The sequence below is a fragment of the Roseateles agri genome, assembly GCF_034043675.1.
Classification (GTDB): Bacteria; Pseudomonadota; Gammaproteobacteria; order Burkholderiales; family Burkholderiaceae_C; genus KK5.
In genome coordinates, this window is the sequence record NZ_JAXCLA010000005.1 from 544,927 (window position 1) to 567,131 (window position 22,205).

At 69.7% G+C, this 22,205-nt stretch carries 22 protein-coding genes; 11 read left to right on the forward strand and 11 right to left on the reverse strand.

The annotated features are described in order from the left end of the window. Position 1: 1 nt before the first annotated feature. The 5 genes from SNE35_RS17885 to SNE35_RS17905 all read right to left on the reverse strand — a co-directional run bounded on the left by SNE35_RS17885 (position 2) and on the right by SNE35_RS17905 (position 4,044). Positions 2–493 carry a hypothetical protein gene (locus SNE35_RS17885; protein WP_320424297.1) on the reverse strand — a complete coding sequence of 164 codons (492 nt, stop codon included), beginning with the start codon at positions 491–493 and terminating at the stop codon, positions 2–4. Positions 494–579: 86 nt separating this feature from the next. Continuing rightward, complete coding sequence (locus SNE35_RS17890; protein WP_320424298.1) at positions 580–1,329, reverse strand: Ig-like domain-containing protein; 750 nt, start codon at positions 1,327–1,329, stop codon at positions 580–582. Beyond that, entirely contained in the window at positions 1,326–2,570 is a 1,245-nt protein-coding gene (locus SNE35_RS17895) for a hypothetical protein (RefSeq protein WP_320424299.1), read from the reverse strand. Before SNE35_RS17895 ends, SNE35_RS17890 begins: the two co-directional genes overlap by 4 nt. A gap of 113 nt (positions 2,571–2,683) precedes the next feature. Next, a complete protein-coding gene (locus SNE35_RS17900) occupies positions 2,684–3,250 on the reverse strand; it encodes an antibiotic biosynthesis monooxygenase (protein ID WP_320424300.1) in 567 nt (188 codons plus the stop codon). Next, positions 3,250–4,044, reverse strand: coding sequence for an alpha/beta fold hydrolase (locus tag SNE35_RS17905; RefSeq protein ID WP_320424301.1), 795 nt, complete (start codon positions 4,042–4,044; stop codon positions 3,250–3,252). The genes SNE35_RS17900 and SNE35_RS17905 overlap by 1 nt, the downstream gene beginning before the upstream one ends. Positions 4,045–4,190: 146 nt before the next feature. On the opposite strand from SNE35_RS17905, the gene SNE35_RS17910 reads away from it, so the two are divergent. Beyond that, entirely contained in the window at positions 4,191–6,971 is a 2,781-nt protein-coding gene (locus SNE35_RS17910; RefSeq protein WP_320424302.1) for an ATP-binding protein, read from the forward strand. A gap of 10 nt (positions 6,972–6,981) precedes the next feature. On the opposite strand, the gene SNE35_RS17915 is transcribed toward SNE35_RS17910, so the two are convergent. Further along, the gene (locus tag SNE35_RS17915) at positions 6,982–8,310 is read right to left on the reverse strand and encodes an MFS transporter (protein ID WP_320424303.1); all 1,329 of its coding nucleotides are present in this window, start codon (positions 8,308–8,310) and stop codon (positions 6,982–6,984) included. Positions 8,311–8,610: 300 nt separating this feature from the next. On the opposite strand from SNE35_RS17915, the gene SNE35_RS17920 reads away from it, so the two are divergent. The 3 genes from SNE35_RS17920 to SNE35_RS17930 all read left to right on the forward strand — a co-directional run bounded on the left by SNE35_RS17920 (position 8,611) and on the right by SNE35_RS17930 (position 12,689). Then, on the forward strand, positions 8,611–9,492 hold the full coding sequence (locus SNE35_RS17920) for a PEP-CTERM sorting domain-containing protein (protein WP_320424304.1): 882 nt from the start codon (positions 8,611–8,613) through the stop codon (positions 9,490–9,492). A 90-nt stretch (positions 9,493–9,582) separates the two neighbouring features. Further along, positions 9,583–10,452 (forward strand): hypothetical protein, encoded by an 870-nt coding sequence (locus SNE35_RS17925; RefSeq protein WP_320424305.1) that lies wholly within the window; start codon positions 9,583–9,585, stop codon positions 10,450–10,452. A 5-nt stretch (positions 10,453–10,457) separates the two neighbouring features. Further along, a complete protein-coding gene (locus tag SNE35_RS17930; RefSeq protein ID WP_320424306.1) occupies positions 10,458–12,689 on the forward strand; it encodes a TonB-dependent receptor plug domain-containing protein in 2,232 nt (743 codons plus the stop codon). A 297-nt stretch (positions 12,690–12,986) separates the two neighbouring features. Here the strand turns inward: SNE35_RS17930 and SNE35_RS17935 are convergent, their stop codons facing one another. Continuing rightward, positions 12,987–13,235 carry a hypothetical protein gene (locus tag SNE35_RS17935; protein WP_320424307.1) on the reverse strand — a complete coding sequence of 83 codons (249 nt, stop codon included), beginning with the start codon at positions 13,233–13,235 and terminating at the stop codon, positions 12,987–12,989. Between the two features lie 89 nt (positions 13,236–13,324). Here SNE35_RS17935 and SNE35_RS17940 point away from each other — a divergent pair, with 89 nt between their 5' ends. The 4 genes from SNE35_RS17940 to SNE35_RS17955 are packed head-to-tail and all read left to right on the forward strand — an operon-like array spanning position 13,325 to position 15,011. Beyond that, a complete protein-coding gene (locus tag SNE35_RS17940) occupies positions 13,325–13,951 on the forward strand; it encodes a hypothetical protein (RefSeq protein WP_320424308.1) in 627 nt (208 codons plus the stop codon). Then, positions 13,948–14,172: a hypothetical protein gene (locus SNE35_RS17945; protein WP_320424310.1), complete on the forward strand. Its 225-nt coding sequence runs from the start codon at positions 13,948–13,950 to the stop codon at positions 14,170–14,172. The genes SNE35_RS17940 and SNE35_RS17945 overlap by 4 nt, the downstream gene beginning before the upstream one ends. Continuing rightward, positions 14,169–14,765, forward strand: coding sequence for a biliverdin-producing heme oxygenase (locus tag SNE35_RS17950; protein WP_320424311.1), 597 nt, complete (start codon positions 14,169–14,171; stop codon positions 14,763–14,765). Before SNE35_RS17945 ends, SNE35_RS17950 begins: the two co-directional genes overlap by 4 nt. A gap of 48 nt (positions 14,766–14,813) precedes the next feature. After that, on the forward strand, positions 14,814–15,011 hold the full coding sequence (locus SNE35_RS17955) for a hypothetical protein (RefSeq protein ID WP_320424313.1): 198 nt from the start codon (positions 14,814–14,816) through the stop codon (positions 15,009–15,011). 7 nt (positions 15,012–15,018) lie between these two features. On the opposite strand, the gene SNE35_RS17960 is transcribed toward SNE35_RS17955, so the two are convergent. Continuing rightward, the gene (locus SNE35_RS17960; protein WP_320424314.1) at positions 15,019–16,326 is read right to left on the reverse strand and encodes an MATE family efflux transporter; all 1,308 of its coding nucleotides are present in this window, start codon (positions 16,324–16,326) and stop codon (positions 15,019–15,021) included. 129 nt (positions 16,327–16,455) lie between these two features. Here SNE35_RS17960 and SNE35_RS17965 point away from each other — a divergent pair, with 129 nt between their 5' ends. The 3 genes from SNE35_RS17965 to SNE35_RS17975 all read left to right on the forward strand — a co-directional run bounded on the left by SNE35_RS17965 (position 16,456) and on the right by SNE35_RS17975 (position 18,212). Further along, the gene (locus tag SNE35_RS17965) at positions 16,456–17,088 is read left to right on the forward strand and encodes a hypothetical protein (RefSeq protein WP_320424315.1); all 633 of its coding nucleotides are present in this window, start codon (positions 16,456–16,458) and stop codon (positions 17,086–17,088) included. A gap of 137 nt (positions 17,089–17,225) precedes the next feature. Continuing rightward, positions 17,226–17,459, forward strand: coding sequence for a hypothetical protein (locus SNE35_RS17970; RefSeq protein ID WP_320424316.1), 234 nt, complete (start codon positions 17,226–17,228; stop codon positions 17,457–17,459). Positions 17,460–17,558: 99 nt separating this feature from the next. Then, positions 17,559–18,212 (forward strand): SH3 domain-containing protein, encoded by a 654-nt coding sequence (locus tag SNE35_RS17975; protein WP_320424317.1) that lies wholly within the window; start codon positions 17,559–17,561, stop codon positions 18,210–18,212. A 47-nt stretch (positions 18,213–18,259) separates the two neighbouring features. On the opposite strand, the gene SNE35_RS17980 is transcribed toward SNE35_RS17975, so the two are convergent. From SNE35_RS17980 to SNE35_RS17990, 3 genes are all read right to left on the reverse strand, one after another. Then, positions 18,260–19,474 (reverse strand): PQQ-dependent sugar dehydrogenase, encoded by a 1,215-nt coding sequence (locus tag SNE35_RS17980; protein WP_320424318.1) that lies wholly within the window; start codon positions 19,472–19,474, stop codon positions 18,260–18,262. 126 nt (positions 19,475–19,600) lie between these two features. Beyond that, positions 19,601–20,323 (reverse strand): Crp/Fnr family transcriptional regulator, encoded by a 723-nt coding sequence (locus tag SNE35_RS17985; protein ID WP_320424319.1) that lies wholly within the window; start codon positions 20,321–20,323, stop codon positions 19,601–19,603. Positions 20,324–20,351: 28 nt separating this feature from the next. Further along, positions 20,352–22,040 (reverse strand): carboxylesterase/lipase family protein, encoded by a 1,689-nt coding sequence (locus SNE35_RS17990; RefSeq protein WP_320424320.1) that lies wholly within the window; start codon positions 22,038–22,040, stop codon positions 20,352–20,354. Positions 22,041–22,205: the final 165 nt, after the last annotated feature.

Genomic DNA, 22,205 nt, shown 5'->3' on the forward strand with positions numbered 1-22,205 from the left:
ATCAACCGCGCGCTACGAAGCGGTCCGCCCGCGCCGCCTCCAGCACGGCGGCGGGCCGGCGGGCCACCAGCTCGGCCGGCACGGCGCCGTCGAGCCAGGTGTTGGGCTCGGCGAACCACAGCGCGAGATCCCACTCGTCATAGACCGGTGCCAGTTCGGCCAGCACGGCCGGCATGCAGCCGCGCAGCAGCATCGTCGGGCCCTCGAACTGGAACAGCGGCAGCAGCGTCTGCGCCTGCCAGCTGACGGCGAGCACGCTGCGCGTGACGATCCAGCGCGCCACCGTGGAGACGGCCTGGTCCCAGTGCGGGCGCACCAGGCCCGCCAGCTCGTCGCCGCTAGCCAGGCCGCCACAGCGCTGGAAGGCGGACCGCAGCTCGGCGAGCCCGCGTTCGCGCGGCATCTTGCGGAAGTGCTCGCCGGCGCAGAGGCCGCCGATGCGCATCTGGCAGGCGGCCGGCGGCAGGCTGGGAGCGAAGGACGGATGGCGCATGGGAGTCTCCGATGAAGCAGGCAGGGCCAGCATCGCGGCAGCGCCGGCCCTGCACATCCGGCGTGTGGAGGCGCCGCAGCTCGTACTCAGGGATGCCGGCGCCCTCTCCCGCCCGGGAGGGCCAGGGGCTCGAAGGGCAGCGTCGTGCCGGCCTCGCATTCAAGTGCGCTGGCATGCACCTGCTCGAAGGCCGCACAGCTGCGGTTGCCGGCGGGGTCTTCCAGTGCGGGATGGGTGACGAGCGCGTGGGCGCCGGTACGCCACGGCCTGGCGGGCGTGAAGCGCCAGACGGTGTCGCCGTCCGCTAACGCGATCGTTCCACTGACCCGGCGGCCGGCCGCATCGACGACCGCGATCAGCGATTCGCCGGACGAACTGATCGGCTCGCCCAGCTCGACACGCAGCGCATCGCGACTACCCGCGCGCGGCGCGCTCAGCCGCCACCCGGCCGGCTGCAGCGGCTGCGACAGGGTGGCGCCGACCGTCCATTGCTTGACGACCGCATCCCCGTCCAGTCGCAGCCGCAGGGTCTCGCCGGCGTGCAGCGCGCGGCCGGCGTCCAGGTTGGGGCCGACACCGCTCTTGACCCGGCCCGGGTCCATCAGCACGGTGATGCGCCGGCCGTCGGCGCTGGGCAATGCGAGGTCGAGCAAGGCGCGGTCCAGCGGCTGGCCGCGCTCGTCGAGCAGGGCCAGCCGCCCGACGTCGAAGGGCAGCCGCTGCGGCCGTGCGAAGCGCAGCTCGATGCGCAGCAGGTTCTCCGGCACGGAAGGCCCGGCCGGATGCACCTCGACCGCCTGCGCTGCCAGCAGCAGCAGCGGCAGCAGCACCGTCATGGCTTGGCCGGTGCCAGGTCGGCGTAGCCCTCGTCGGTGCGCAGCATCCGGTGCACGTCGCGCCAGCCGTCGTTGGCGGGGTAGCGGAAGTCGGCGAAGTCGTACTCGTTGACGAAGTCGCTGAGGCGCAGGAACAGGCCCTTGCGCATCGACACCAGCTCCATCGCACCGCTGGCCTCGTTGCGGCGCAGTGCGGCGAGGAATTCGGCGTCCTGGTTGCTCAGGTGCGCCACCGCGGTGATGGGCACGTAGGTCGACTTGATGCCCAAGGTCGGCTCGCTGGGCCACTTGATCGGCGTGGCGATGCCCGGTTGCGTGGACGCGGCCGCGATGTCGGCCACCGACATCAGGTCGGCCGACTTGTGCGAGTGCGTCAGCAACACCATCGGCCCCTGCCCGGCGTCGAAGCTCACCATGCCCACCGGCGCGCTGCCCCAGCCGAATTCGGCCACCGTCTTGGCGGCGATGTGGGCACCGTCCTTCAGATCCTTCAGCGGGATCGTGACCAGCGGCGAGCAGGTGAAGGCGGCCACCAGCGTGGGCTCGCCGTTCAGGTTCGCGATCACCATCTTGCGGATCGGCGCGCGGGTCTCGAGCTGGTTGTGAACCGGGTGGTACATCTCGATGCTGGCGACGGCGGCCTTGCCCTTGAACGGGAAATCGAAGACCCGCAGCGAGGAGGCGAAGCTGGCGTTGGACAGGCCGGCCACGTAGAGCTTGCCGTCGTAATAGCTCATGTCGGTGACCGTGTACGCGGCCTGCGGCGTGTCGCGCCACAGGCGCTTGTCGGCGGCCGGCAGGTTGCCGATCTCCACCGAGGCGCGCTGCGCGCTGCCCAGGTCCACGACGCCGACCTTGCCGGCTGCATCGACCGTCACCAGCGCCGGCTTCGGCACGCCGGCACCCTGGTCGATGGACAGCGTGATGTAGGCGGTCTCGCTACCGGGCCGCATGGCCATGTCCTCGAAGCGCAGGCTGTCGGTGCTGGTATGCAGCGCGCGGGCGATCGAGGCCGAGACATTCTTCAGGTTGAAGGCGGCCGGCTTGCCGGCGGGCGCCGGTGCGAGGGTCAGCGCGTGCAACTGGCCGCCGCGCCAGTCAGCGACGACCAGCGTGTTCGCGTCGACGAAGTTCAGCGCGCCGGCGGACTGCACCGGCACGGCCATCGCCGGCACTGCCAGCGCCAGCAGCCCGGCAAGGGCCAGGCTGCGCGCGATCGGGGAAGACAGGAAAGATTTCATGGACGGAGTCCTCGCTGTGGTGACGATCCACTGTCGCCCCGGCACGGCCCGCCGCCCAGCCTCGGACAGGAGCCGCCGGTCTCTCCCGATCGAGGCAGAACACCCGAGCCGGCTCAGCGACGCAGCCAGGCCGCGAGCCAGCGCGTGTAGCGCGGCATGATCACGTAGGTCATCAGCGAGACGATGATGACGGCGACGATCAGCCGCTCGATCCACGCCGGCTGCAGCAGCGGCAGCCCGCCGATCAGTCGGCGCACGGCCAGCGGCACCAGCAAGGTCAGGGGATAGATGACCGACAAGGTCAGCAGGAACTGCTTGTACGGCCGCGGCGGCCCCATGCCCTTCGGATGGTCGAACCAGAACTCCAGCCCGGTCACCGTGTTGACCTGCTCGGCCTGCGCCAGCAGCGGCTCGACCTCGTCGATCAGCAGTTGCCGTGTGCGCGACTGGAACCAGGTCTGCGCGCAGGCGAGGTCGTCGAAGCGGATCGCCACCGTGTAGGTTTGCGAGCCCTCGGGCGGACGGATCACGTCGACACCGCGATGGCCGCGGAAGGTCGCCGCCACCGGAATGATGCGGGCGAGCCACTGCTCGTAGCGTGGCCGCATGCCGGCGGCGACCTGATGCAGGATGACCGAGGTCACCATGTCCGGCCGCGCGCCGGGGACAGTGGCCTCCATCAGCGTTTGGCCGCGTCCCGGATCAGCGCGGCCACCTCGTGCGGATGCGAGACCATCACGACGTGCGAGGCGCCGTCGATGACGACCGTGCGCTTCGCATGGGCCCGCTGCGCCATGAAGTCCATGGCGGCCGGCGGGATGTTGAGGTCGGCCGTGCCGTAGATCGCCCAGGAGGGGATCGTCTTCCAGGCCGGCGCGCCGGCAATCTCGGCCAGCGCGCTGGCCTTGATCGGGCGCTGCGTCGCCGCCATCGCCTGGCCTTGCGCGGCAGGGACATCGGCCGCGAACTGCTGCGGGAACTTGTCGGGCTGAATGTAGAGATCCTCGCCACCATCGGCCAGCGGCACCGGCGCTGCCAGCGCCGGCGGCAGGGTGGAGCCGGGGAAGCGCGCGGTCAGCGCGAGGCAGCTTTCGCCGGCATCGGGCGCGAAGGCCGCGACGAAGACCAGCGCGCGCACGTTGTCGGCCGCCGTGGCAGCGGCCGAGATGACCGCCCCACCATACGAATGCCCGACCAGCACCACCGGCCCCTTGATCGTCTTCAGCAGCGCCGCGACCGCGGCCGCATCGCTGGCCACGCCGCGCAGCGGATTGGCGGCCGCGATGACGGCGTAGCCGTCCTCCGCCAGCTCGTCGACGACGCCGTTCCAGCTGGCCGATTCGGCGAACGCGCCATGCACCAGCACGATGGTCGGCCGGGGCGCCGCAGGTACGGCCGCGGACGCCAGGCCCTGAGGCACCGCAAAGCCGATGGCGCAGGAGATGACGGTCAATCGAAGTATGTTGGGGAGCATGGGGGTCCTTCCTGGGGAATGAGTCGATCTGTCGGCGCAGTCTGCGGGGCCACCCGTGCCTCGTCATCGCCAGGCGGGAGCGCGGCCGGCTCTCCCATTCGGGAAGGGTGAGCGGGCCTGCCGGCGCGCCGACAATGGGCGCCGAGATGAACGCCCTGCCCTCATTCGTCGCCAACGACCGTGCCTTCGGCTTCGGCCCGTTCAAGCTCCATCGCGCCCGCAAGCTGCTGCTCGAAGACGGACAGCCGGTGCGCCTGGGCAGCCGCGCGCTGGACATCCTGATCGCGCTGGTCGAGCGTGCGGGCGAGCTGGTCAGCAAGGAGGAGCTGGTGGCCATCGCCTGGCCGCGCACGGTGGTCGAGGAAAGCAGCCTGCGCGTCCACGTCGCCGCGCTGCGCAAGGTGCTGGGCGACGGCCAGGCCGGCGCGCGCTATATCCTGAACCAGCCCGGCCGCGGCTACAGCTTCGTGGCACCGGTCACGCAGCTGATCGAGCTTGCGACCCAGGACCGCGGCGAGGAATCCAAGGCCAGCCTCGGGCGGCTGCCGGCGCGGCTGACGCGCATGATCGGCCGGGCGGATTCGGTGGCGGCGCTGGGCACGCAGCTGGCGTCCGGCCGCTTCGTCACCATCGTCGGCCCCGGCGGCATCGGCAAGACGACGCTGGCGCAGGGCGTGGCGGAAGCCCAGGCCGCCGCGTTCGGCAATGCGGTCTGCTACGTGGACCTGGCGCCGCTCGCCAGCGGGCAGTTGATCGCATCGGTGCTGATGGCGAGCCTGGGGCTGTCGCCGCGGGGGCAAGCCATCGATCACCTGGAGGCCTTCCTGCGCGATCGGCGCCAGCTGCTCGTGTTCGACAACTGCGAGCACGTGCTGGATGCGCTGGCGCCGATGATCGAACACCTGCTGAGGGTCGCGCCCGGCCTGCACGTGCTGGCCACGAGCCGCGAGCCGATACGGGCCGAAGGCGAGTGGCTGCACCGCCTGGGCGCCCTCGCGCTGCCACCGGCATGCGTCGGGCTGCGCGCGGCCGAGGCGCTGGCCTATCCGGCCATCGAGCTGTTCGTCGAGCGGGCCACGGCCAGTGTGGACGACTTCGTCCTCGTCGACCGCGACACGGCGCTGCTGGTCGATCTCTGCGATCGCCTCGATGGCAATCCGCTGGCGATCGAACTGGCAGCGGCCCGCGTCGACCTCTACGGCCTGCACGGCCTGGCCATGGAACTCGATACGCGCGTGCTCGACATCGAAGGCGACCGCCGCGACGCGCCGGCGCGGCACCACTCGTTGTCGGCGATGCTGGCGTGGAGCTACCGCCTGCTGCCCGAGGCCGAACAGCTGATCCTGAACCGGCTCGCCGTCTTCCAGGGCTGGTTTCCGCTGGACGCGGCGAGCGCGTTCATCCGGTCGGCCGACGATGCCGCGGCCGCGCTGGGCGAAGAGCAGGTGTTCGACGGCATCGCCAACCTGGCCGCCAAGTCGCTGCTGACCAGCGACGCCAGCGGCGAGACGGTGCGCTTCCGCCTGCTGGAACTGACGCGGGCCTTCGTGCTTGCGCAGGTGGAAAAGCTCGATCAACGCGCCACGCTGTCCACCCGCCACGCGGCCCACATCCTGCAACTGGTGCACGGCGCCGCCGACGCCTGGATCAGCTCCGACAAGCGCGAATGGTTCGCCGCCCACCTCTGGCTGATCGATGAGATGCGCGCGGCGCTGGCCTGGTCCTTCGGCGGCCGCGGCGACGTGCTGACCGGCTGCACCTTGACCGCGTCGATGTGGAGCATCGTCAACGTCGTCAACCCGTACGACCAGCCGGGCGCCGTCGAGCGCGCGCTGGCCGCGCTGGATCGCATGGCCGAGCCGCCAGCAGCGTTGCAGATGCGGCTGACGCTGGCGCTGGCCGCCAACCACGTCGGCGATGGCCGCACGGCCGAAGCCCATGCCGCCAACGCCGCGGCGCTGGCGATCGCGGAGCGGGTGGGCAGCGCGGAATCCGAGGCCGAGACCCTGATGGCCATCGTGATCACGACGATGGCGATGGGCGACTACCTGCCGGCCGCGCAGTTGCAGGAGCGACTGACGCTCGCCGCCCGGCGCGCCGGCAGCCCGGTGCTGATCACCGTGGCCGACCGCATCGGCGCGCAGACGGCCCACTTCACCGGCGCCAACGCGCGCTGCCGGACGCTGGCCACGCGCGTGCTGAACCACCCCTTGCCACGCGGCCCGGTCGGCACGATCAGCGCCGGCCTGGATCACCGCATCTCGATGCGCATGATGCTCAGCCGCACGCTCTGGATCGAAGGCTTCGCGGACCAGGCCGCGGCACTGGCCGAGGAGACGCTGGAGCTCGCCCGCCACGACGATGCGCTGGCGCAGACGCAGGCCTTCTCGTCCTGCGTCTGCCCGATCGCGCTGTGGCGCGGCGATGCGGACGCGGATCAGCGCATCGCCGAGTTCCGGGCGCTGGCCGCCAGCCACCAGTCGGGCGGCGTGCGGCTGCCGTCGACGGCCACGATCCCCTGGTGGCAGAGCGATTCGCTCGCGAACGTCAGGAGCCTGCTGCAGCGCGACCACCTGCTGACCGCCTACGGCCACCTGGTCACGCCCGCGGCGGTCGATCGCGCCGAGAACGGGACGGCCGGCTGGTGCGCCGCCGAGACGCTGCGCAGCCATGGCGAACAGGTGCTGGCGCAGCAGGATCCCGGCGCCGAGGACGCGGCTGCGCACTGGTTCGAACGCGCGCTCGCCGTCGCCGTGGCCCAGCAGGCACCGGCCTGGGAACTGCGCGCCGCGACCAGTCTGGCCCGCCTGCGCTTCAGGCAGGAACGCGGGGCCGAAGCGCGCGCGCTGCTGGAGCCGATCTACCGGCGCTTCACCGAGGGCTTCGGCACCCGCGATCTGCGCGCCGCCGCTGCCCTGCTGGCCTGATCGGCCAGGCTCAGCTCATCGCCCACTGCTGCCTGCCGCGCGGCGCCAGCAGCAGCAGGGCCACGCTCAGCAGCAGGGTCGCCGCGATGAGGACGAACATCGTGATCGCCCCCGACGATCGCAGCAGCGGCAGCAACAGCAGCGGCCCGACGGCAGCGCCGACGCGGTTGAGCGCCCAGGCGGCCGCCACCGAGCGGGCACGGGCTTCGGTCGGGAACAGTTCCGCGCCGTACATCGTCAGGGTGGGAACGTAGAGCGACGCGAAAAGACCGAACGCGATGCTCGATCCGGTCACCCAGGCGGCGCTGTCGCCCACGACGAAGCAGGCACCCGCGGCCGTCATCGCGAAGGCGCTGAGCGCCAACGCCGTGCGGCGCTCCATCAGGTCGATCGAGGTCGAGGCCACCAGGGTTCCGAGCATCGGCCCGAACCACGACAGGCCCAGCACCAGCAGCGCGTCCGAGACCTCGAAGCCCTTCTGCGTCAGGACGGCGCCCTTGAGGATCGGAAAGGCCACGGTCGCCCACGGGCTCAGCAGGAAGATGGCGGCGACGACGAGTTGCTGGCGCCGGCTCGGCGCATTCGCCACCTCGCCCGCCGGCCGGCCCTGGCGCGATGGCGTGGCAAGCCCCGCCGCCGGCAGCCAGCTCACCGCGGCCGATCGCTCGAACGCACTGCAGGCCGCATCCGCCTGCGCATGCCGGCCGCGCGCCTGCAGCCAGCGCGGCGATTCGGGCAGGAAGCGGAACAGCAGCCCGACGACCAGGGTGCCCACGCCGCCGACGAGGAAGCCCCAGCGCCAGGCCTCCAGACCCAGCGGCTGCAGCGGCGTCAGGTAGCGGACCAGGAAGATCCCCGCCGGCGGGCCCAGCGTCGCCAGCGCCGTGGTGGCGAAGATCAGCATGCCGCGACGCGCCGGCGGCAGCAGGTCGGTCAGGTAGGCGATCACGATCGGCGGGTAGGCGCCCATCGCGATGCCGCCGATGCAGCGCCACACGGTAAGGGCCTCGGCCGAGTTGCTTCGCGCGCCGGCCAGCGAAGTGATGCCCAGCCCGATGAGCAGGCCCGTGACCGTGCTGCGCCTGCCGAAGCGATCGGCCACCCAGCCCAGCGCGGGCGCACCGACGGTCGCGCCGATATAGACCGAGGCCAGCAGCAGCGAGAGTTGCTGCGCCCCGATGGCATGCGGCGGCGCCGAGAACACCGCCGCCAGGATGCCGCCCAGGGCAAGCTCCAGCGTATCGAAGGCGAAACCGAAAGCGCAGATGCCGACCGCCGCCAGGTGCAGATACGAGACCGGCAAGCGGTCCAGACGGTGGCCGATATCAACTTTGTCCATGAGGCTGTGGCATCAAATCGTGAAGCTCTTGTTGGAGCCGCACGATAACCGGCCCGCCGCGCGGCACCGGCGAGTTGAGCCGCCCGGCCCGGCGGATTCACATCAATTCACGGACCGGCGTATCCGTGACATATTGCCTTTGTAAATAATAATCGTTATCATTTGAGACATGCTAACGCGGCGTGCAGAGCGCAACGCCGCCCAGCCATGCGGCCCCGTCCGCAGCCGGCTACGCCTCCGTGGGGGAGGGTGCCGTTTTCGACTTCCTCGAAACGACATCAACCAAGTACGGAGTTCCTTATGAAGCATCGCGTTTCGCGAGTTCTTGCCGCCGCGGCCATCGCATTGGGCGCCACCTCGGCCTTCGCCCAGGACTACGGTTCCTACGTCGACCACCAGGCCGACTACCTGAGCGCGCTGGCCGCCTCGGGCGCTGCCGTGACCAACAACGCGTGGGTCAACGTCACGAGCTTCACCAATGCCGCCGGCGTCCCCGGCCTGACGGGCACGGGCGGCTTCCCGGGCACGACGGCATGGTCGGGCAAGGCCTCGCAGGTCGACACCTCGTCCGGCAATGTCGGCACGTCGCTGGGCGGCGCCACGCTGAGCAAGATCTCCAACGCGGCGGGCAACGCCGGCGGCGCCTATGCGGCCAGCGGCAGCATCTACTTCGGCGGCTTCTCGGCCGACGTCAACAACAACGGCGGCCAACTGGCCGTGGCGGACTCCACGCCGCTGGCGGGCCTGCAAAGCGTCGTGTTCCAGGTCGGCATCGGCGAAGCCTGGACCTACGACTTCTTCAACCACGCGCTGCCCACGCTGAGCTACACCACGGCCGCGGGCACGACGAGCAACATCGCCGCGACCTTCAGCGAAGTCGTCGACAAGTTCGACAACGGCACGGTGGAGATGCCCACGGGCACGGAGAACGTCTACATCAACCAGTACGCGCTGCAATGGGACCTGAGCGGCGTGAGCGATCCCATCACCTCGTTCTCGGTCTCGTTCAACGGCGTCATGCACTCGCAGGTCTATGGCCTGACGCTGACGGAAAGCTCCGACTTCCTGCAGGTCGTGGCGGCCACGCCGGTGCCTGAGCCCGAGACCTACGCGCTGCTGGCCACCGGCCTGATAGGCGTGGCCTTCATCGCGCGCCGCCGTCGCGCCGCCGCGAACGCCTGACAGCGTCACTTGCTCTGGCGCTGCGGCGCCAGAGCCCTTCATGCGCCGCGGCCGAGCCGCGGCGCCTTTTCGATCCCGATCCCCTTTGCGATGAAGCTGCTGCGCGTCCTCCGTACGCCGGTCGCGGTCCTTGGCCTGCTGGTCGCGGCCGCTGCCACGGCCGTGACGATTCCCGATGATCCGGTGCCGCACCTGTGGCACTCGTCCACCACACCCGCCAACGCCTTCCAGGGCGCCGCCGGCTACACCGGCGCTGCATGGAACAACACGGACGCGGGCGCGCTCTACGTCGAGTGGGGCGGCTTCATCCCGGCAGCGCGCAACACCTGGACCTTCAGCACGCCGACGGTGGGCGTTTCGTCCAACCTGACGGCCGTGCTCAAGGAAACCAGCGGATCCGGACTGCTGACCGGGGCCAACAACATCTACGGCTTGGCCTTCGGCCAGGTACCGGGAGTTCCGCTGGTGTTCGACCTGGCGCTCAGCGTGAACGCGGCAGCGATCGGCACCGCCGATCAGGTCCGCACCGTGGTCATGCGCAGCGGCACCCTGGGCACCTTGCCGGACATGAACGTGACGCTCAACGGCGTCGCCGCCACGGCCTACGCCGCGACCTTCCGTGTCGACGGCACCATCGACATGCCCACCGGCCCGGGTGGCGCGCTGGAGCCCAATCCCTCGTCCTCCGCGGAGTGGCTCTGGCTGTGGGACAACGTACCCGCGGCCGCGTCCTATCGCCTCGCCTTCAAGGCCCAGGTCGGCCATATGAGCCTGGACAACCTGGTCGTCTACGCCAGCCCGCCGCGCACGCCGCCGCCGGTGCCCACGGCACGTGCGCCCGTCGTCATCGGCGACGCGCTGGCCGCGCTGCTCGCGGCCACCACCGCCGAACGGGTCACGACGATCAGCGCGACCCGCAAGACCCCCGCGGCCAGCAGCGCCACCAAGCGGACGCGTTGAAGACGATGCGCCATGCTCTCCCTGCCGCGCTGTTCTCCATCGTCCTGGCGGCCTCGCTCGCCCGTGCGGACGACAGCGCGCCCTCCTCGTCCCCTGACGAACTCTCCAAGGTCATCGTCAACGGCCAGCGCGAACGGGTGCCCGAACAGCCCGCCACCGAGGCCACCACCGTGATCGACGCCACCACGATCGAACGCCGGCAGGCCGCGACCATCTTCGACGCCGTGCAGGACGTGCCCGGTGTCAGCGCCGACGGCGGGCCGCGCGCGACCGGCATGAAGTTCAACATCCGCGGCTTCCGCAACAACGACGACGTGCTCTTCAAGATCGACGGCGGCGTCAAGGGCTTCGAGAAGTACCGCTTCGGCAGCGGCGTGTTCATCGAGCCCGAGCTGATCAAGTCGATCACCGTCGAGCGCGGGCCGTCGATCGTCTCGGGCTCCGGCGCGGTCGGCGGCACCATCGCCGCCACCACCAAGTCTGCGGCCGATTTCCTGCGCCCGGGTGAGCGCGCGGGCGGCCTGGTCAAGCTCGGCTACAACGACAACAACAACGAGCGGCTGACGATGCTCACCGTCTTCGGCCGGCCCACCGATCGCATCGACCTGCTGGCCTCCACGGTGCGGCGCGAGGCAGGCGACTTCAAGCTCGCGAACGGCTCGCGCTTCCCGGCCTCCGCGTCCGACACCCAGGGCTCGCTGCTCAAGCTGGGCCTGGCGCCGCTGGACGACCTGCTGGTCGACTTGAGCCGCACCGCGTTCACGAGCGGCCCAACCTACACGCCCTTCGACGCCAACTCCAGCAACGCGCAGGTCGGCGGCTACGTGCATCAGGACATCGACGACGCCACAACCACCTTGGGCATCAGCTACGAGCCGCGCGGCCTGCCCTGGCTGCGCCTGCGCGGTTCCTTCTCCGACGAGCAGACCAAGCTCGTCAACCTGATGCGGCCCGGCGAAAGCAGCTTCGCGGTGGCCTGCACGACCGATCCCTGCACCTGGAACGCACTGGGCGGCGCCACGGGCGATGTGCGCGACCACTGGCGCTACCGCATCCGCACCGCCGAGCTGTTCAACAACGCCCGCTGGTCGCAGGGCGAGCTGCGCGGCACGCTCACGCTGGGCGTGCAGACCGTGCGCAACGAACGCGTGCTCAAGCGCCTGACCGACAACCCGCTGATGAACGGTCCCGACGGCAAGTATCCGGATGGTTACGATTCCCAGCAGCCGCCCGGCATCAAGCGCTCGGTGGGCTGGGTGGCCCAGAACGCCTTTGAGTGGCGCACGCTGCTGTTCACCGCCGGCGTCCGCAAGGATCGCTACGACCTGACGGCCACCGGCCAGGCGGCGGCCGACCTGAACGCGGTCGGCGAATCGCCCACCCAGCATTTCGAGCACACCTCACCGAGCGTGATGCTGGGCTGGCGGCCGGGCAACGGCGACACCACGCTGAGCTGGCGCTGGGCCAAGAGCTTCCGCCCGCCGCTGATCACCGACTACTTCGGCACCGGCGCGGCCAGCCCCTGCGCCGGCCTGATCGGCATCACCGGCCAGTTGGCGCCCTACGGCTGCGGCGATCGCATCCGGCCCGCCCTGTCGCTGAACCGCGAATGGACCTTGGCCTGGCAGCCCCGCTGGAGTTCCGGTGCCCGCACGCAGGCACGCCTGACCTACTTCGAGATCGACACGCAGAAGCTCAACGGCGCGAACTACCTGACCGTGGTCGACGACCTCGTCGTGCAGCCCTGGAGCGAGCGGCGGCGCGGCCTCGAACTCGAGGTCAATCACGAGGCGCGCGACTGGTACGCCTCGTTCAACGCCTCGCAGATCAAGGCACGGCGCATGAGTGCCCTGGACGGCACCGACCTGGAATTCACCAGCGGCATCCCCGGGACGACGGCCAGCGCCTCGACCGGCCTGCGCCTGTTCGAAGGAAAGCTGGAGCTGGGCTATCGCGTGCGCCAGATCTGGAACCAGCTGGTCATCCCCGGCGCGACGGCACTGACCGAATCGACGCAGTACTGCGGCAAGGTCACGTCCGACGGCGTGGTGCATGCGGCCAACACGCAACAGGAGGTCTACGCCTTCTGGCGGCCCTGGGAGCGGCTGGCGGTACAGGTCGGCGTCCACAACCTGTTCGACAAGCACTGGTGCAACAACGGCGACGAGCTCGGCAACATCATCGGCTTGCAAGGGCCGGGCCGCAGCGTCAGGACGTCGATGACTTTGCAGTTCTGAGATAGATGAGCGAAATGAAGTCCCTTCCCCCGATGTCGCCCTGCCCGCCGCCGACTTCACTGGCGCGCATGCGCAGCCTGAGCCTGGCGATGGCTTGCGTGACCGCGGTGTCGGCCTGTGGTGGTGGCAGTGGTGGCGGCGGTGGTCCGGTGGGTGAGCCTGCGGGTGTTCCGGCGCCGGCGCCTGTGCCGGCGCCAAGTCCCGCGCCGACACCGAGCCCGGCGCCGAGTCCTTCACCGGCGCCGATGCCGAGCCCCGCACCGAGTCCCAGTCCGGCGCCTGCGCCGAGTCCTGCGCCTACACCCGCACCGGCTCCTTCGCCGACCCCGAGCCCATCGCCAGCTCCCGCACCGACTTCCGCTCCGTCGCCGAGTCCCGCACCCAGTCCTGCGCCGGCTCCCAGCCCTTCGCCAGCGCCGAGTCCGGCACCGACACCCAGTCCCGCGCCCTCCCCGAGCCCTGCGCCTTCGCCCAGCCCTGCTCCCGCACCAACCCCGGCACCATCTCCAAGCCCAGCGCCATCACCCAGTCCTGCACCGTCGCCAAGCCCTGCCCCCGCCCCCAGCCCCGCGCCACCACCCACGCCCTCCGCAGCCACCTGCTTCAACACCGCGCTGTACTCAGGCACCGGTAACGTGACGACGCTGCGATACAACGTGAACCAGAGCGGCGTGGCCAAGGTCGTCACGCAGGTGAAGACCGTCGTCGGTGCGACGACATTCCAAGGCCGCTCCGCCACGCAGATTTCGGTGGCCGAAACCGTCCAGCAGTCCGGCGCCAGCGACATCCTCTTCGCCGGCAATCACTACCTGTCCGTCGGCACGAACGCGGTGCGCCTGCTGGGCACGGCCTCGACCTTCCGCGTCAACGGCAGCGACGTCACGCAGACGATCGGGCTCACCACCGCCCTGTCCGACCTGGACTTCTCGCTCGTGCCCGGCGTGCCGACGTCCGAACTGACCACGGCCACTGCATCGTTCCTGCCTTCAAGCACGGCGGGAACCACGTTCAGCGTCGCGTCCACCCTGCAGTTCGCCGGCTACGAAACCGTCACCGTGCCGGCGGGCATCTTCACCGACGCCTGCAAGTTCGTCCAGATCATCGACAGCGGCGTAGCCACGACGGTGACCCGCTGGATCGCCCAGACCTCCGGCGTGCTGGTACGCGCGACGCGAGATGGCGAGACGCAGGAACTGATCGCCGCCACCGTCAACGGCACCGCACTCGCAGCAAGCGCGAAACAACGCACCAAGACCCGATGAAAGCCGACACCAACATCGCGGCAGACCGGCTGATGCGATTGGTCGACGAGCTGCTCCACCACGACGACGCGGGCGATCTGCGCGTCGAGGTCCGGATCCTCAAGCGCGGCCAGAAGGAGATCCTGCTCAGCTGCGGCAAGCAGTACCGCTACGTCGTCGATTTCGAGCCGGGCCGGCCGGCCCATTCACTCACCCGATCCAAGGAAAGCCACTGCCCATGAACACATCGACACTCGAATCGCGTGCCAGGCGCCTGCGGGGCCTGACGCACGAGGCCCACGGAGCCCTGGACCATCTCATCACGGGCTTCGATCCGTTCGCCGGCCGGGAGAGCTATGCCTGCTTCCTGCGCATGCAGTACTGCTTCCTGCGCGACGTGGATGCGCTCTTCACGCACCCCGAGCTGAATCGACTGTTTCCCGGGCTGGCCGAGCGGCGCCGCCTGACGCTGGTCGAGCTCGATCTGCTTGATCTGGGTGTCTCGCCGCCCGAGCTGACGGCGAGGCCGATGTTCAGCGGCGAAGCTGTCGATATCGCCACCGCACTCGGCTGGCTGTACGTCGAAGAGGGTTCGAACCTCGGCGCCGCGATCCTGTTCAAGCGCGCCGCGGCGCTCGGCCTGGACGGGACCTTCGGCGCTCGCCACCTGGCACCGCGCCCGGCCGGGCGAGCGCCCAGCTGGCACGCATTCGTGGCTCAGCTCGACGCCGCCGAGCTGGACGCCAGCGGCGAGACACGCGCGGCGGCCGGGGCCACGGCGGCCTTCAGGCAGGTTTACGGCTACGTGGAAAGCTATTGCACTTCACAGCGATGAATGACGCGCAGAAACTCTGTTATAAATAAGATTGATTCTTATTAACAAATGATCACTGAACATTCATCGGACGCGGCCAAGGCGCAGCTGATCCTCCTGTTCGAGGAGTTGGTGCGCCATGACGGCTTTGGGGACCTGAGCGTGGAGGTCCGGATCTTGAAGCGCGCGCAGAAGGAAGTGCTGATCCGGTGCGGCAAGCAGTACCGCTACGTGATCGACGTCGAGCCGATGCAGGAAGACGCGTGAACGTTGTTCAGGACGGCTGGGCCACACGCCGCAGCCGTCGATGCGTCGCCCGTGCGCTCGGCGTCCAGCCCAGCGTCTGCCAGCGGCGCCACATGATCAGGCCGCGCAGCCATTCGTCGCAGACGTAGGCGATCCACACGCCCTCCAGGCCGAGGCCCAGCCCGACGCCCAGCAGCCAGCTGCCGCCCGCCAGAACCACCAGCATGGAGCCGGCGCCGGCCATCATCGGAAAGCGCGCGTCGCCCGAGGCGCGCAGGCCGTTGATGACGACGATGTTGAACGTGCGGCCCAGCTCGTGCAGCACGCCGATCCAGATGATGCGCCGGCCCAGCGCGATGATGTCCGGATCCTTCGTGAAGAAGCCCACCAGCCAGGGGCCGGCCAGCGCCACGCAACTGGCCACCACGAAGCTGATCACCAGCCCGATCCCCAGCGCACGCCGCACCAGCCGATGCGCGTCGCGCAGGTGTCCGGCACCCACCATGTGGCCGACGATGATCTCGACGGCGAAGCCGTTGGCCAGCGCGAACAGCATCGTTCCGGACGTCGCCTGGATGACGTAGGTCTGCGTCGCCAGCGCCTGCGCGCCCAGGGTGCCCGCCGCAGCGACGCTCGCCATGAAGGACAGCCGGTAGCAAAGGATCTCGCCCGCCCCCGGCAGGCCGATGTGCATGATGGCCGCCAGCTCCGCGCGCGGTACGCGCCACCAGTCCTGCCGCTTGGGCCGCAGGCCCAGGCGGGAGCGCCACAACATCAGGTGCATCACCAGACCGGATGAGCGGCTGGCGAACAAGGCCAGCGCGTATCCGGGCAGGCCCAGCAGCGGCATCAGCGGCACGGCCAGGCCCAGCGTGATGACCTGCATCGCCAGGATCACCACCAAGGTCTCGCGCGTGCGAAGGTGGGCCCGCATCACGCTGTTCATCGAGGCATTCCAGGCATCCAGCGCCAGCGCGGGCGCCAGCGACATCAGCAAGGGCGCGGCCAGCGGCAGCACGCTGTCCTCCGGCGCATTCAGCAGCCGCAGCAGCGGCTTGGCGAACAGCAAGGCCATCAGCGCGGAAAAGCCGCCCAGCCAGCTGCTGGCCCCCAGCGCGGCGCGGGCCGCCGAATCGGCCCGATCGCGCCGCCCTGCCCCCAGGCTTTGCGTGATGACCACGCTCACACCGACGGCGACAAGCCGGAACAGCAGGAACAGGCTGCCCGACACATAGTTCGCCACCGCGAAGGCCGCGCCGGCGTGGTCGGAGGTGCGTGCCGCCAGCGCCGTGCCGACGACGCCGATGCCGATGCCCAGCAACAGTTCGACGAACAAGGGCCAGGCCAATGTGAAAAGACGGGGACGAGGAGGACCGGTGAGCACGGGGAGCGGGGGTGGGGACGACTGCGCGATTCTTACCCAGCCCAGTTGCGCGAGAACGAGGAAGTGAACGACGATCGCCCCATGACGACGAAGACCACGATCTTGACCCTGGCCGCCGCACTGGCCTGCGCCGCAGCGCCCGCCCTGGCCGCCACGAAAGCCGCCGCCGCCAAGCCCGCGCCAGCCATGCCCACGATCCCGGCCTTGAACGCCAGTTGCCCCGCCGGCCTGATGATCGCCACCGACGGTGCCGGCGCCGTGCGCATCAACGGCAAGGCGGCCAAGCCCAGGCGCGTCAACGACAAGACCGTCTCCGCCGCTGCCCAGGGCGGCGTTGTCGTCTCGCTGAGCATCGGGGAAGACGGCCAGCCCGTCGTCTCCACGACCGGCCCGGGTCGCGCCCATGCAAGTTGCACGTTGGCCGACCCCGCTGCGGCCGCCGCGGCCACGCCCGCCGTGGCACCGCCGCCTGCCCGCGCGACATCGTCGTCGCAGCCTTCGATCGCGCCGGTGCTGCGCGCCGCCTACTGCCGCAACGAAGTGGCCGGCAAGTTCTCCATCAAGCCGGAGTCCGTCAGCATGGACCGCCCCATCGCCGAGTCCGGCGGCGGCACGCGTGTCGAAGGCACGGCGAATCTCGGCAGCGAAGGAAGGAAAGCCTTCACCTGCCAGTTCGACGAGACGGGCCGCTGGGCGGAGTTGAAGCTGCCCTGAACGGCGCAGTTCGTCGCGCTCAGCTGCAGCGCGTCGGTCCATTCCCGCGATCCATCGCGGCTCGCTGGCGATGCACGCGCTCGGCGCCGAAACTGCAATCACTGGATCAACAAACCCACCGCAGCAAGGAGCCCATCATGAGCAGCAACGACAAGTACTTCGCCCTCGGCCTGGTCGGCATCGTCGCGATCTTCGGCTCGGTGGCTCTCGAACTGGCACAGGCCGCCACGCCCGCCCCGCAGGAAGTCGTCAAGCTGGAGCGCGTGGTCATCGTCGGCAAGCGCGCCCCGGTCGTGGCCCAGTTGCCGCGCGTCATCATCGAAGGCCGTCGCACGCTTCCGGCAGACGGCGTGCAAGTGGCAGCACTCTGAGCGAATGGAGAACAAGCAAAGCGGGCCGCAAGGCCCGTTTTGCTTTCTGCAGGTCCATACTGACAGCGGCGCTGGTACGGCGCTTGCCCAGGAGCTGTCATGAAGACCCATCTCTTTGCATCCGTGGCGCTGGCGCTCTCGCTACCGGCCGTGGCACAGCAGGCCATCACGACGGGCTGGGCCAACCTGCGCGCCGGCCCGGGCGGAGACTATCCCCTCGTCGCCCGTCTCCAGCCGAACACGCCGGTGCAGGTCGAGGGCTGCATCTCCGGTTACCAGTGGTGCGACATCAGCATCGGCCCTGATCGCGGCTGGATCTATGCCCAGCGGCTGAACTACCTGTACCAAGACCGGCCGGTGCCCATTCTTGGCTGGGGTGCTCGGATCGGCCTGCCCATCATCGCCTTCTCGATCGGCAGCTACTGGGACGATTACTACCGCCAGCGCCCCTGGTACAGCCAGCGGCCGCGCTGGGATCACCGGCCCCCGCCCGGACCACCGCACCATCGTCCGCCGCCTCGGCCGTCACCACCGCCGCCGCCACATGCGACGAAGCCGCCTCCGGGCCACGCGCGGCCGCCGGCGCCGCCACCCAGGCCGCCGCAAGGACAACACCCGCCGGCACGCCCGCCGCAAGTGCAACAGCCGGGACGCCCACCTGGCGGGTCGGAAGGTCGGCCGCCAGGGCACGCCGGTGGCCGCCCGCCGGGCGGTGACCACAGGCCGCCCGAGAAGCAGGAGGGCAGACGCTGAGGTGGCGGCATTAGTCGCCGAGGTCCTCAGCGGCCCTTCAGCGATCGTTACTTCGGCGTGACGCGATAGAGCCCGCCCGGCGCGGCATCCTCGAGCAACCAGAGCGCCCCATCGGGCGCCTGTTCGACATCCCGAACCCGGAAGCCCAGGTTCCAGCGCTCCGCGGGCTTGGCGCTTGCGCCCTTGATGACGATCCGGTTCAGCGACAGGCTCGCCAGCCCGCCGGCGAACGCCGAGCCCTTCCACTGCGGGAACATCTTGCCGCTGTAGAACATCAGATTTCCCGGAGCGATGACCGGGGTCCAATAGATCACCGGGTTGGCCAGATCGGGGCGCGTGTCCGGGCTCGGGATCGGCACACCGTCGTAGTTCGTCGCATAGGACACCAGCGGCCAGCCATAGTTCTTGCCCGGCTCGATCAGGTTGAGCTCGTCCCCGCCCTTGGGGCCGTGCTCGATCTCCCACAGCCGCCCATCCGGCGCGAAGGCCAGGCCGTAGGGCGTGCGGTGGCCGGAACTCCAGGTTTCCGACGGCGTCAGGTTGGGCCCGGGGAAGGTATAGGTCCGCACGATCGGCGCCGTCTTGGCCGCCTCGGTGTTGGCCGGCGGGTCGATCACACCGACGGAACTCGCGCCGACCTTGCCGGCCATGGGATTGCCCGGTGCCGGCTTGCCATCCAGGGTCAGGCGCAGGATCTTGCCCGCAGGCTGATTGGGGTCCTGCGCCGGCGTGAAGCGCTGACGCTCACCCGCGGTCAAGAACAGGAACTTGTGATCGGGCGAGAAAGCGATGGTGGCGCCGACCTGACCGCCCTTGCCCTTGATCGGGTCGCGCCACATCACCTTCAGGCCAGTGAGGGACGCCGCGCCCTTGTCGACTTGAAGCGTCGCAAGGGCGAGAGCCAGGCTCGACGTGCCCGCATCCTCGCCGGGCTCGGAATAGGTCAGATAGACGCCGTGGTCATGCGCATGGCCCGGCGACAGGTAGACGCCGAGCAAGCCGTTCTGCTTCTCAAAGAGGACGGGCGGCACGCCGGTCACTTCGGTCTTTTCTCCATTCGGCGTCGCCAGGAAGAGCTTGCCGCCCTTCTCGGTGATCAGCATTCGCCCGTCCGGCAAGAAGGCCATTCGCCACGGGAGCGCGAACTCCGCCACCTTCGTGATCTGGAACGGCGTCGCCGCCGTGGGCGGCAGATTGCCGGCATTGATCTGCGCCATCGCTGGCGACGCCGCCAGCAGCATGAGGACCATCGTTCGATTCATCCGAATCTCCTTTCGTTGGGTGTCGTCCGCACCAGGCAGGGCAAGGCGCGGACCAAGGTGGCGGATGATGGCAGGATCCGCGGCGACGCAAGACCCGACCCTCAACGCAACGCCCCCCGCCAGGAGTCAGCCTCTCGACAGCAGGGGCTTCGAAGCCCCGAGGAAACTTTCGCAAAGGAAGATCGAACGGGTGCGAGCCTCGAGACGCAGCACGCCACGTCTGATCAGTGCCTGCACGGCGACGTTCACGCGCTGGCGGGAGGCTCCGACCATCTCGGCGACGTCGCGCTGGATGATCGGCAGGTTGATGCGGATCTCGTCGTCGACGCGCACACCGAAGCGGTGGCCGAGGTCGTGCAGCTTGCGTGCGACGCGCGTCTCCAGCGAGGCCTCGACCAGTTGGGTCGCCGCGCGATGCGCCGCGTGCAGCCGTGCCGCCAGCATCTGCGTGACAAATGCGCCGAACGCGGGCTCGGCCTGCATCAGCCGGCGGAAATCCTCGCCGTCCAGCACTAACAGGGTGGTCGGGCCGATCGTCTGCGCGTCGTGTTGCTGCGGACTGCGCTGGCCCGGGGCCCGGCCCGGCTCCCCGAAAAAATCGCCCGGGCCGGCGACCTCCAGCGTCATCGTGCGGCCGTCAACCAGCGGCATCGACAGGCAGACCGCGCCGGCGACGACGCCGTACCACGCGTCCGCAGCCACGCCCTGCTCGAACAGGCGGGTGCGCGCCGGCACCTGGCGCGGCCGGGCCGCATCCAGCAGCAGTTGCTGCAGCGGGTACGGCAGCCGCCCGAAGGCGCCTGCGCGCAGCGCGTCGAGGTTCAGGCGATCGAGCCGGTTCGTCGTCATCTCGGGCAGCTCCTGCGGCATCGTCGATTCACTGCGCGCTGATCTTCAGCGCCGTCGGCGAGGCGTCGAAGACGAGCTTGGCCGGCCAGTTCGCCCAGCTCACGCCGAGCTCCGGCGCGTTCGGATTGCCGCTCTTCGCGAAGGCAGCAAGGCTGGCGATCATCGCGTCGGACAGCGCCTCGCGCCCGACCTTGTTGGCCGTGCTGTATGCGAACGAGAACACGTTGGGACCGAAGTTGTCGAACATGAACGGCAAGTCCAGCGCGTGCGTGGCGCCGTAGACGGTGTTGAACGGCGCCGGCTCCTCGTCCCAGTCGAAGCGGTAGTACCACACCTGCGTCGGCTGCTGTGCGGCCAGCGCGTTCAACTGCGGCACGACGGGACCGAGGAAGATCGAGTTGGTTGCGTAGGCCGACAGCGCGTTCCAACCGAAGGGCGTGGCAGCCACCGGCAGGTAGGCGGCGTTGATCAGGTCTGCCTCGGCCAGCGTGCCCGGCGCGTCCGGCTGGAAGTTGAACTGCAGGCCGAAGCGGTCGTAGTCACTGAGCTTGAAACCCGGAATACCGGAGCCGGTGACGCTGCCGAATAGGTTCGCGAAAAGCGTTCCCTCGTCCTTCGTGTTGCCGGCCAGCAGCGGCACCTTGTTGTAGTGCCCCGCGGCGAGCGCGGCAGCGGCATTGACCGGCAGCACGGTGCCGTCCTCGATCGGCGCGGGCGCATTGCCCAACTGCGGATTGGCCAGCATGACCGTCAGCAACTGACTGGCCGGCAGGCCGCGCAGCCAGGCGGCCACCTGCGCATCGGTCTGCGTGGCGAGCCAGGCCTGCGCGGTCGTCGCATCGCTGGCCTTGCCGGCAGCAATGACGATCGCGTTCAGCAGCGCCTTCGAATAGGTCTGCGCCGTCGCGCGCGACGAGTTGGCGATACCGCCGCTGAGCGGCACGGCCTTGTGGAACAGCCCCGCCGCCAGCGGCGAGACGAGCAGGCCCCAAACGTTGACCGCACCGGCCGACTGGCCCATCAGCGTGACATTGCCTGGGTCGCCGCCGAACGCGGCGATGTTGTTCTTCACGAACTTCAGTGCCTGGATCTGGTCGAGCAGCGCGAAGTCGCCGGAGTCGGCCTGTGCTTCGCCGCTCTTCAATTGCGGCAGATCGAGAAAGCCGAGGATCCCGACGCGGTAGTTGATCGTCACGACAACGGCGTTGGCCTTCTTCGCCAGTGCCTGGCCGTCGTAGACGGGGTCCGCCGAGTAGCCGGAAATATTGCTGCCGCCGTAGATGAAGAAGATCACCGGCAACGTCTTGTCCTCGGTGGACGGGCGCCAGATGTTCAGCGTCAGGCAGTCCTCGTCGCCGACCGGCTTTCCGAAGCCCTCGCGCACACCCAGGCCGTAGGGTCCGTCGTTCGGCGCCGGGCTGAAGTAACGGCCACCCTGAGCGCACCCATGGCCGAAGGCCTGGGCGGGGCGCACACCGGTCCAGGGCTGCGGGTCGACCGGCGGCATCCAGCGCAACGCACCGGCCGGCGGCTGTGCGTACGGGACGCCGAGCCAGGCGTAGGTGCCAGTTGTCGCGGCGTGGTCGACACCGTCGACATAGCCGAGCGTCGTCAGCCGTTCGGTGGCGGGCGCGCTGTCCCAGCAGCCGGTGAGCGACAGCGAAGCCACGGTGGCGGCAATGGTCGTGCCCACGCGCAAGGTTCGGGTTCCGATCATGTTTGTCTCCAGTCTTTGTTCGAGGACGTGGCCGCTGCAGCGAGGCAGGGCCGGCGGACTGTAGGCGGCGGCCGGCGGCGCGAACATCGGACGAATCTCGGCGCCGCTCAGTGTTTCCCCGAGGCCGACGGCGGGCCGCCCAGGCCGTCAAATGGCAGCCCGACG

Coding starts and splice junctions, on each gene's coding strand:
- SNE35_RS17955 (WP_320424313.1), top strand. CDS start 14,814: ATGATCACTGAACATTCATCGGACGCGGCCAAGGCGCAGCTGATCCTC.
- SNE35_RS17930 (WP_320424306.1), top strand. CDS start 10,458: ATGCGCCATGCTCTCCCTGCCGCGCTGTTCTCCATCGTCCTGGCGGCC.
- SNE35_RS17965 (WP_320424315.1), top strand. CDS start 16,456: ATGACGACGAAGACCACGATCTTGACCCTGGCCGCCGCACTGGCCTGC.
- SNE35_RS17895 (WP_320424299.1), bottom strand. CDS start 2,570: ATGAAATCTTTCCTGTCTTCCCCGATCGCGCGCAGCCTGGCCCTTGCC.
- SNE35_RS17990 (WP_320424320.1), bottom strand. CDS start 22,040: ATGATCGGAACCCGAACCTTGCGCGTGGGCACGACCATTGCCGCCACC.
- SNE35_RS17910 (WP_320424302.1), top strand. CDS start 4,191: ATGAACGCCCTGCCCTCATTCGTCGCCAACGACCGTGCCTTCGGCTTC.
- SNE35_RS17885 (WP_320424297.1), bottom strand. CDS start 493: ATGCGCCATCCGTCCTTCGCTCCCAGCCTGCCGCCGGCCGCCTGCCAG.
- SNE35_RS17945 (WP_320424310.1), top strand. CDS start 13,948: ATGAAAGCCGACACCAACATCGCGGCAGACCGGCTGATGCGATTGGTC.
- SNE35_RS17925 (WP_320424305.1), top strand. CDS start 9,583: ATGAAGCTGCTGCGCGTCCTCCGTACGCCGGTCGCGGTCCTTGGCCTG.
- SNE35_RS17975 (WP_320424317.1), top strand. CDS start 17,559: ATGAAGACCCATCTCTTTGCATCCGTGGCGCTGGCGCTCTCGCTACCG.
- SNE35_RS17970 (WP_320424316.1), top strand. CDS start 17,226: ATGAGCAGCAACGACAAGTACTTCGCCCTCGGCCTGGTCGGCATCGTC.
- SNE35_RS17950 (WP_320424311.1), top strand. CDS start 14,169: ATGAACACATCGACACTCGAATCGCGTGCCAGGCGCCTGCGGGGCCTG.
- SNE35_RS17890 (WP_320424298.1), bottom strand. CDS start 1,329: ATGACGGTGCTGCTGCCGCTGCTGCTGCTGGCAGCGCAGGCGGTCGAG.
- SNE35_RS17985 (WP_320424319.1), bottom strand. CDS start 20,323: ATGACGACGAACCGGCTCGATCGCCTGAACCTCGACGCGCTGCGCGCA.
- SNE35_RS17900 (WP_320424300.1), bottom strand. CDS start 3,250: ATGGAGGCCACTGTCCCCGGCGCGCGGCCGGACATGGTGACCTCGGTC.
- SNE35_RS17980 (WP_320424318.1), bottom strand. CDS start 19,474: ATGAATCGAACGATGGTCCTCATGCTGCTGGCGGCGTCGCCAGCGATG.
- SNE35_RS17915 (WP_320424303.1), bottom strand. CDS start 8,310: ATGGACAAAGTTGATATCGGCCACCGTCTGGACCGCTTGCCGGTCTCG.
- SNE35_RS17920 (WP_320424304.1), top strand. CDS start 8,611: ATGAAGCATCGCGTTTCGCGAGTTCTTGCCGCCGCGGCCATCGCATTG.
- SNE35_RS17905 (WP_320424301.1), bottom strand. CDS start 4,044: ATGCTCCCCAACATACTTCGATTGACCGTCATCTCCTGCGCCATCGGC.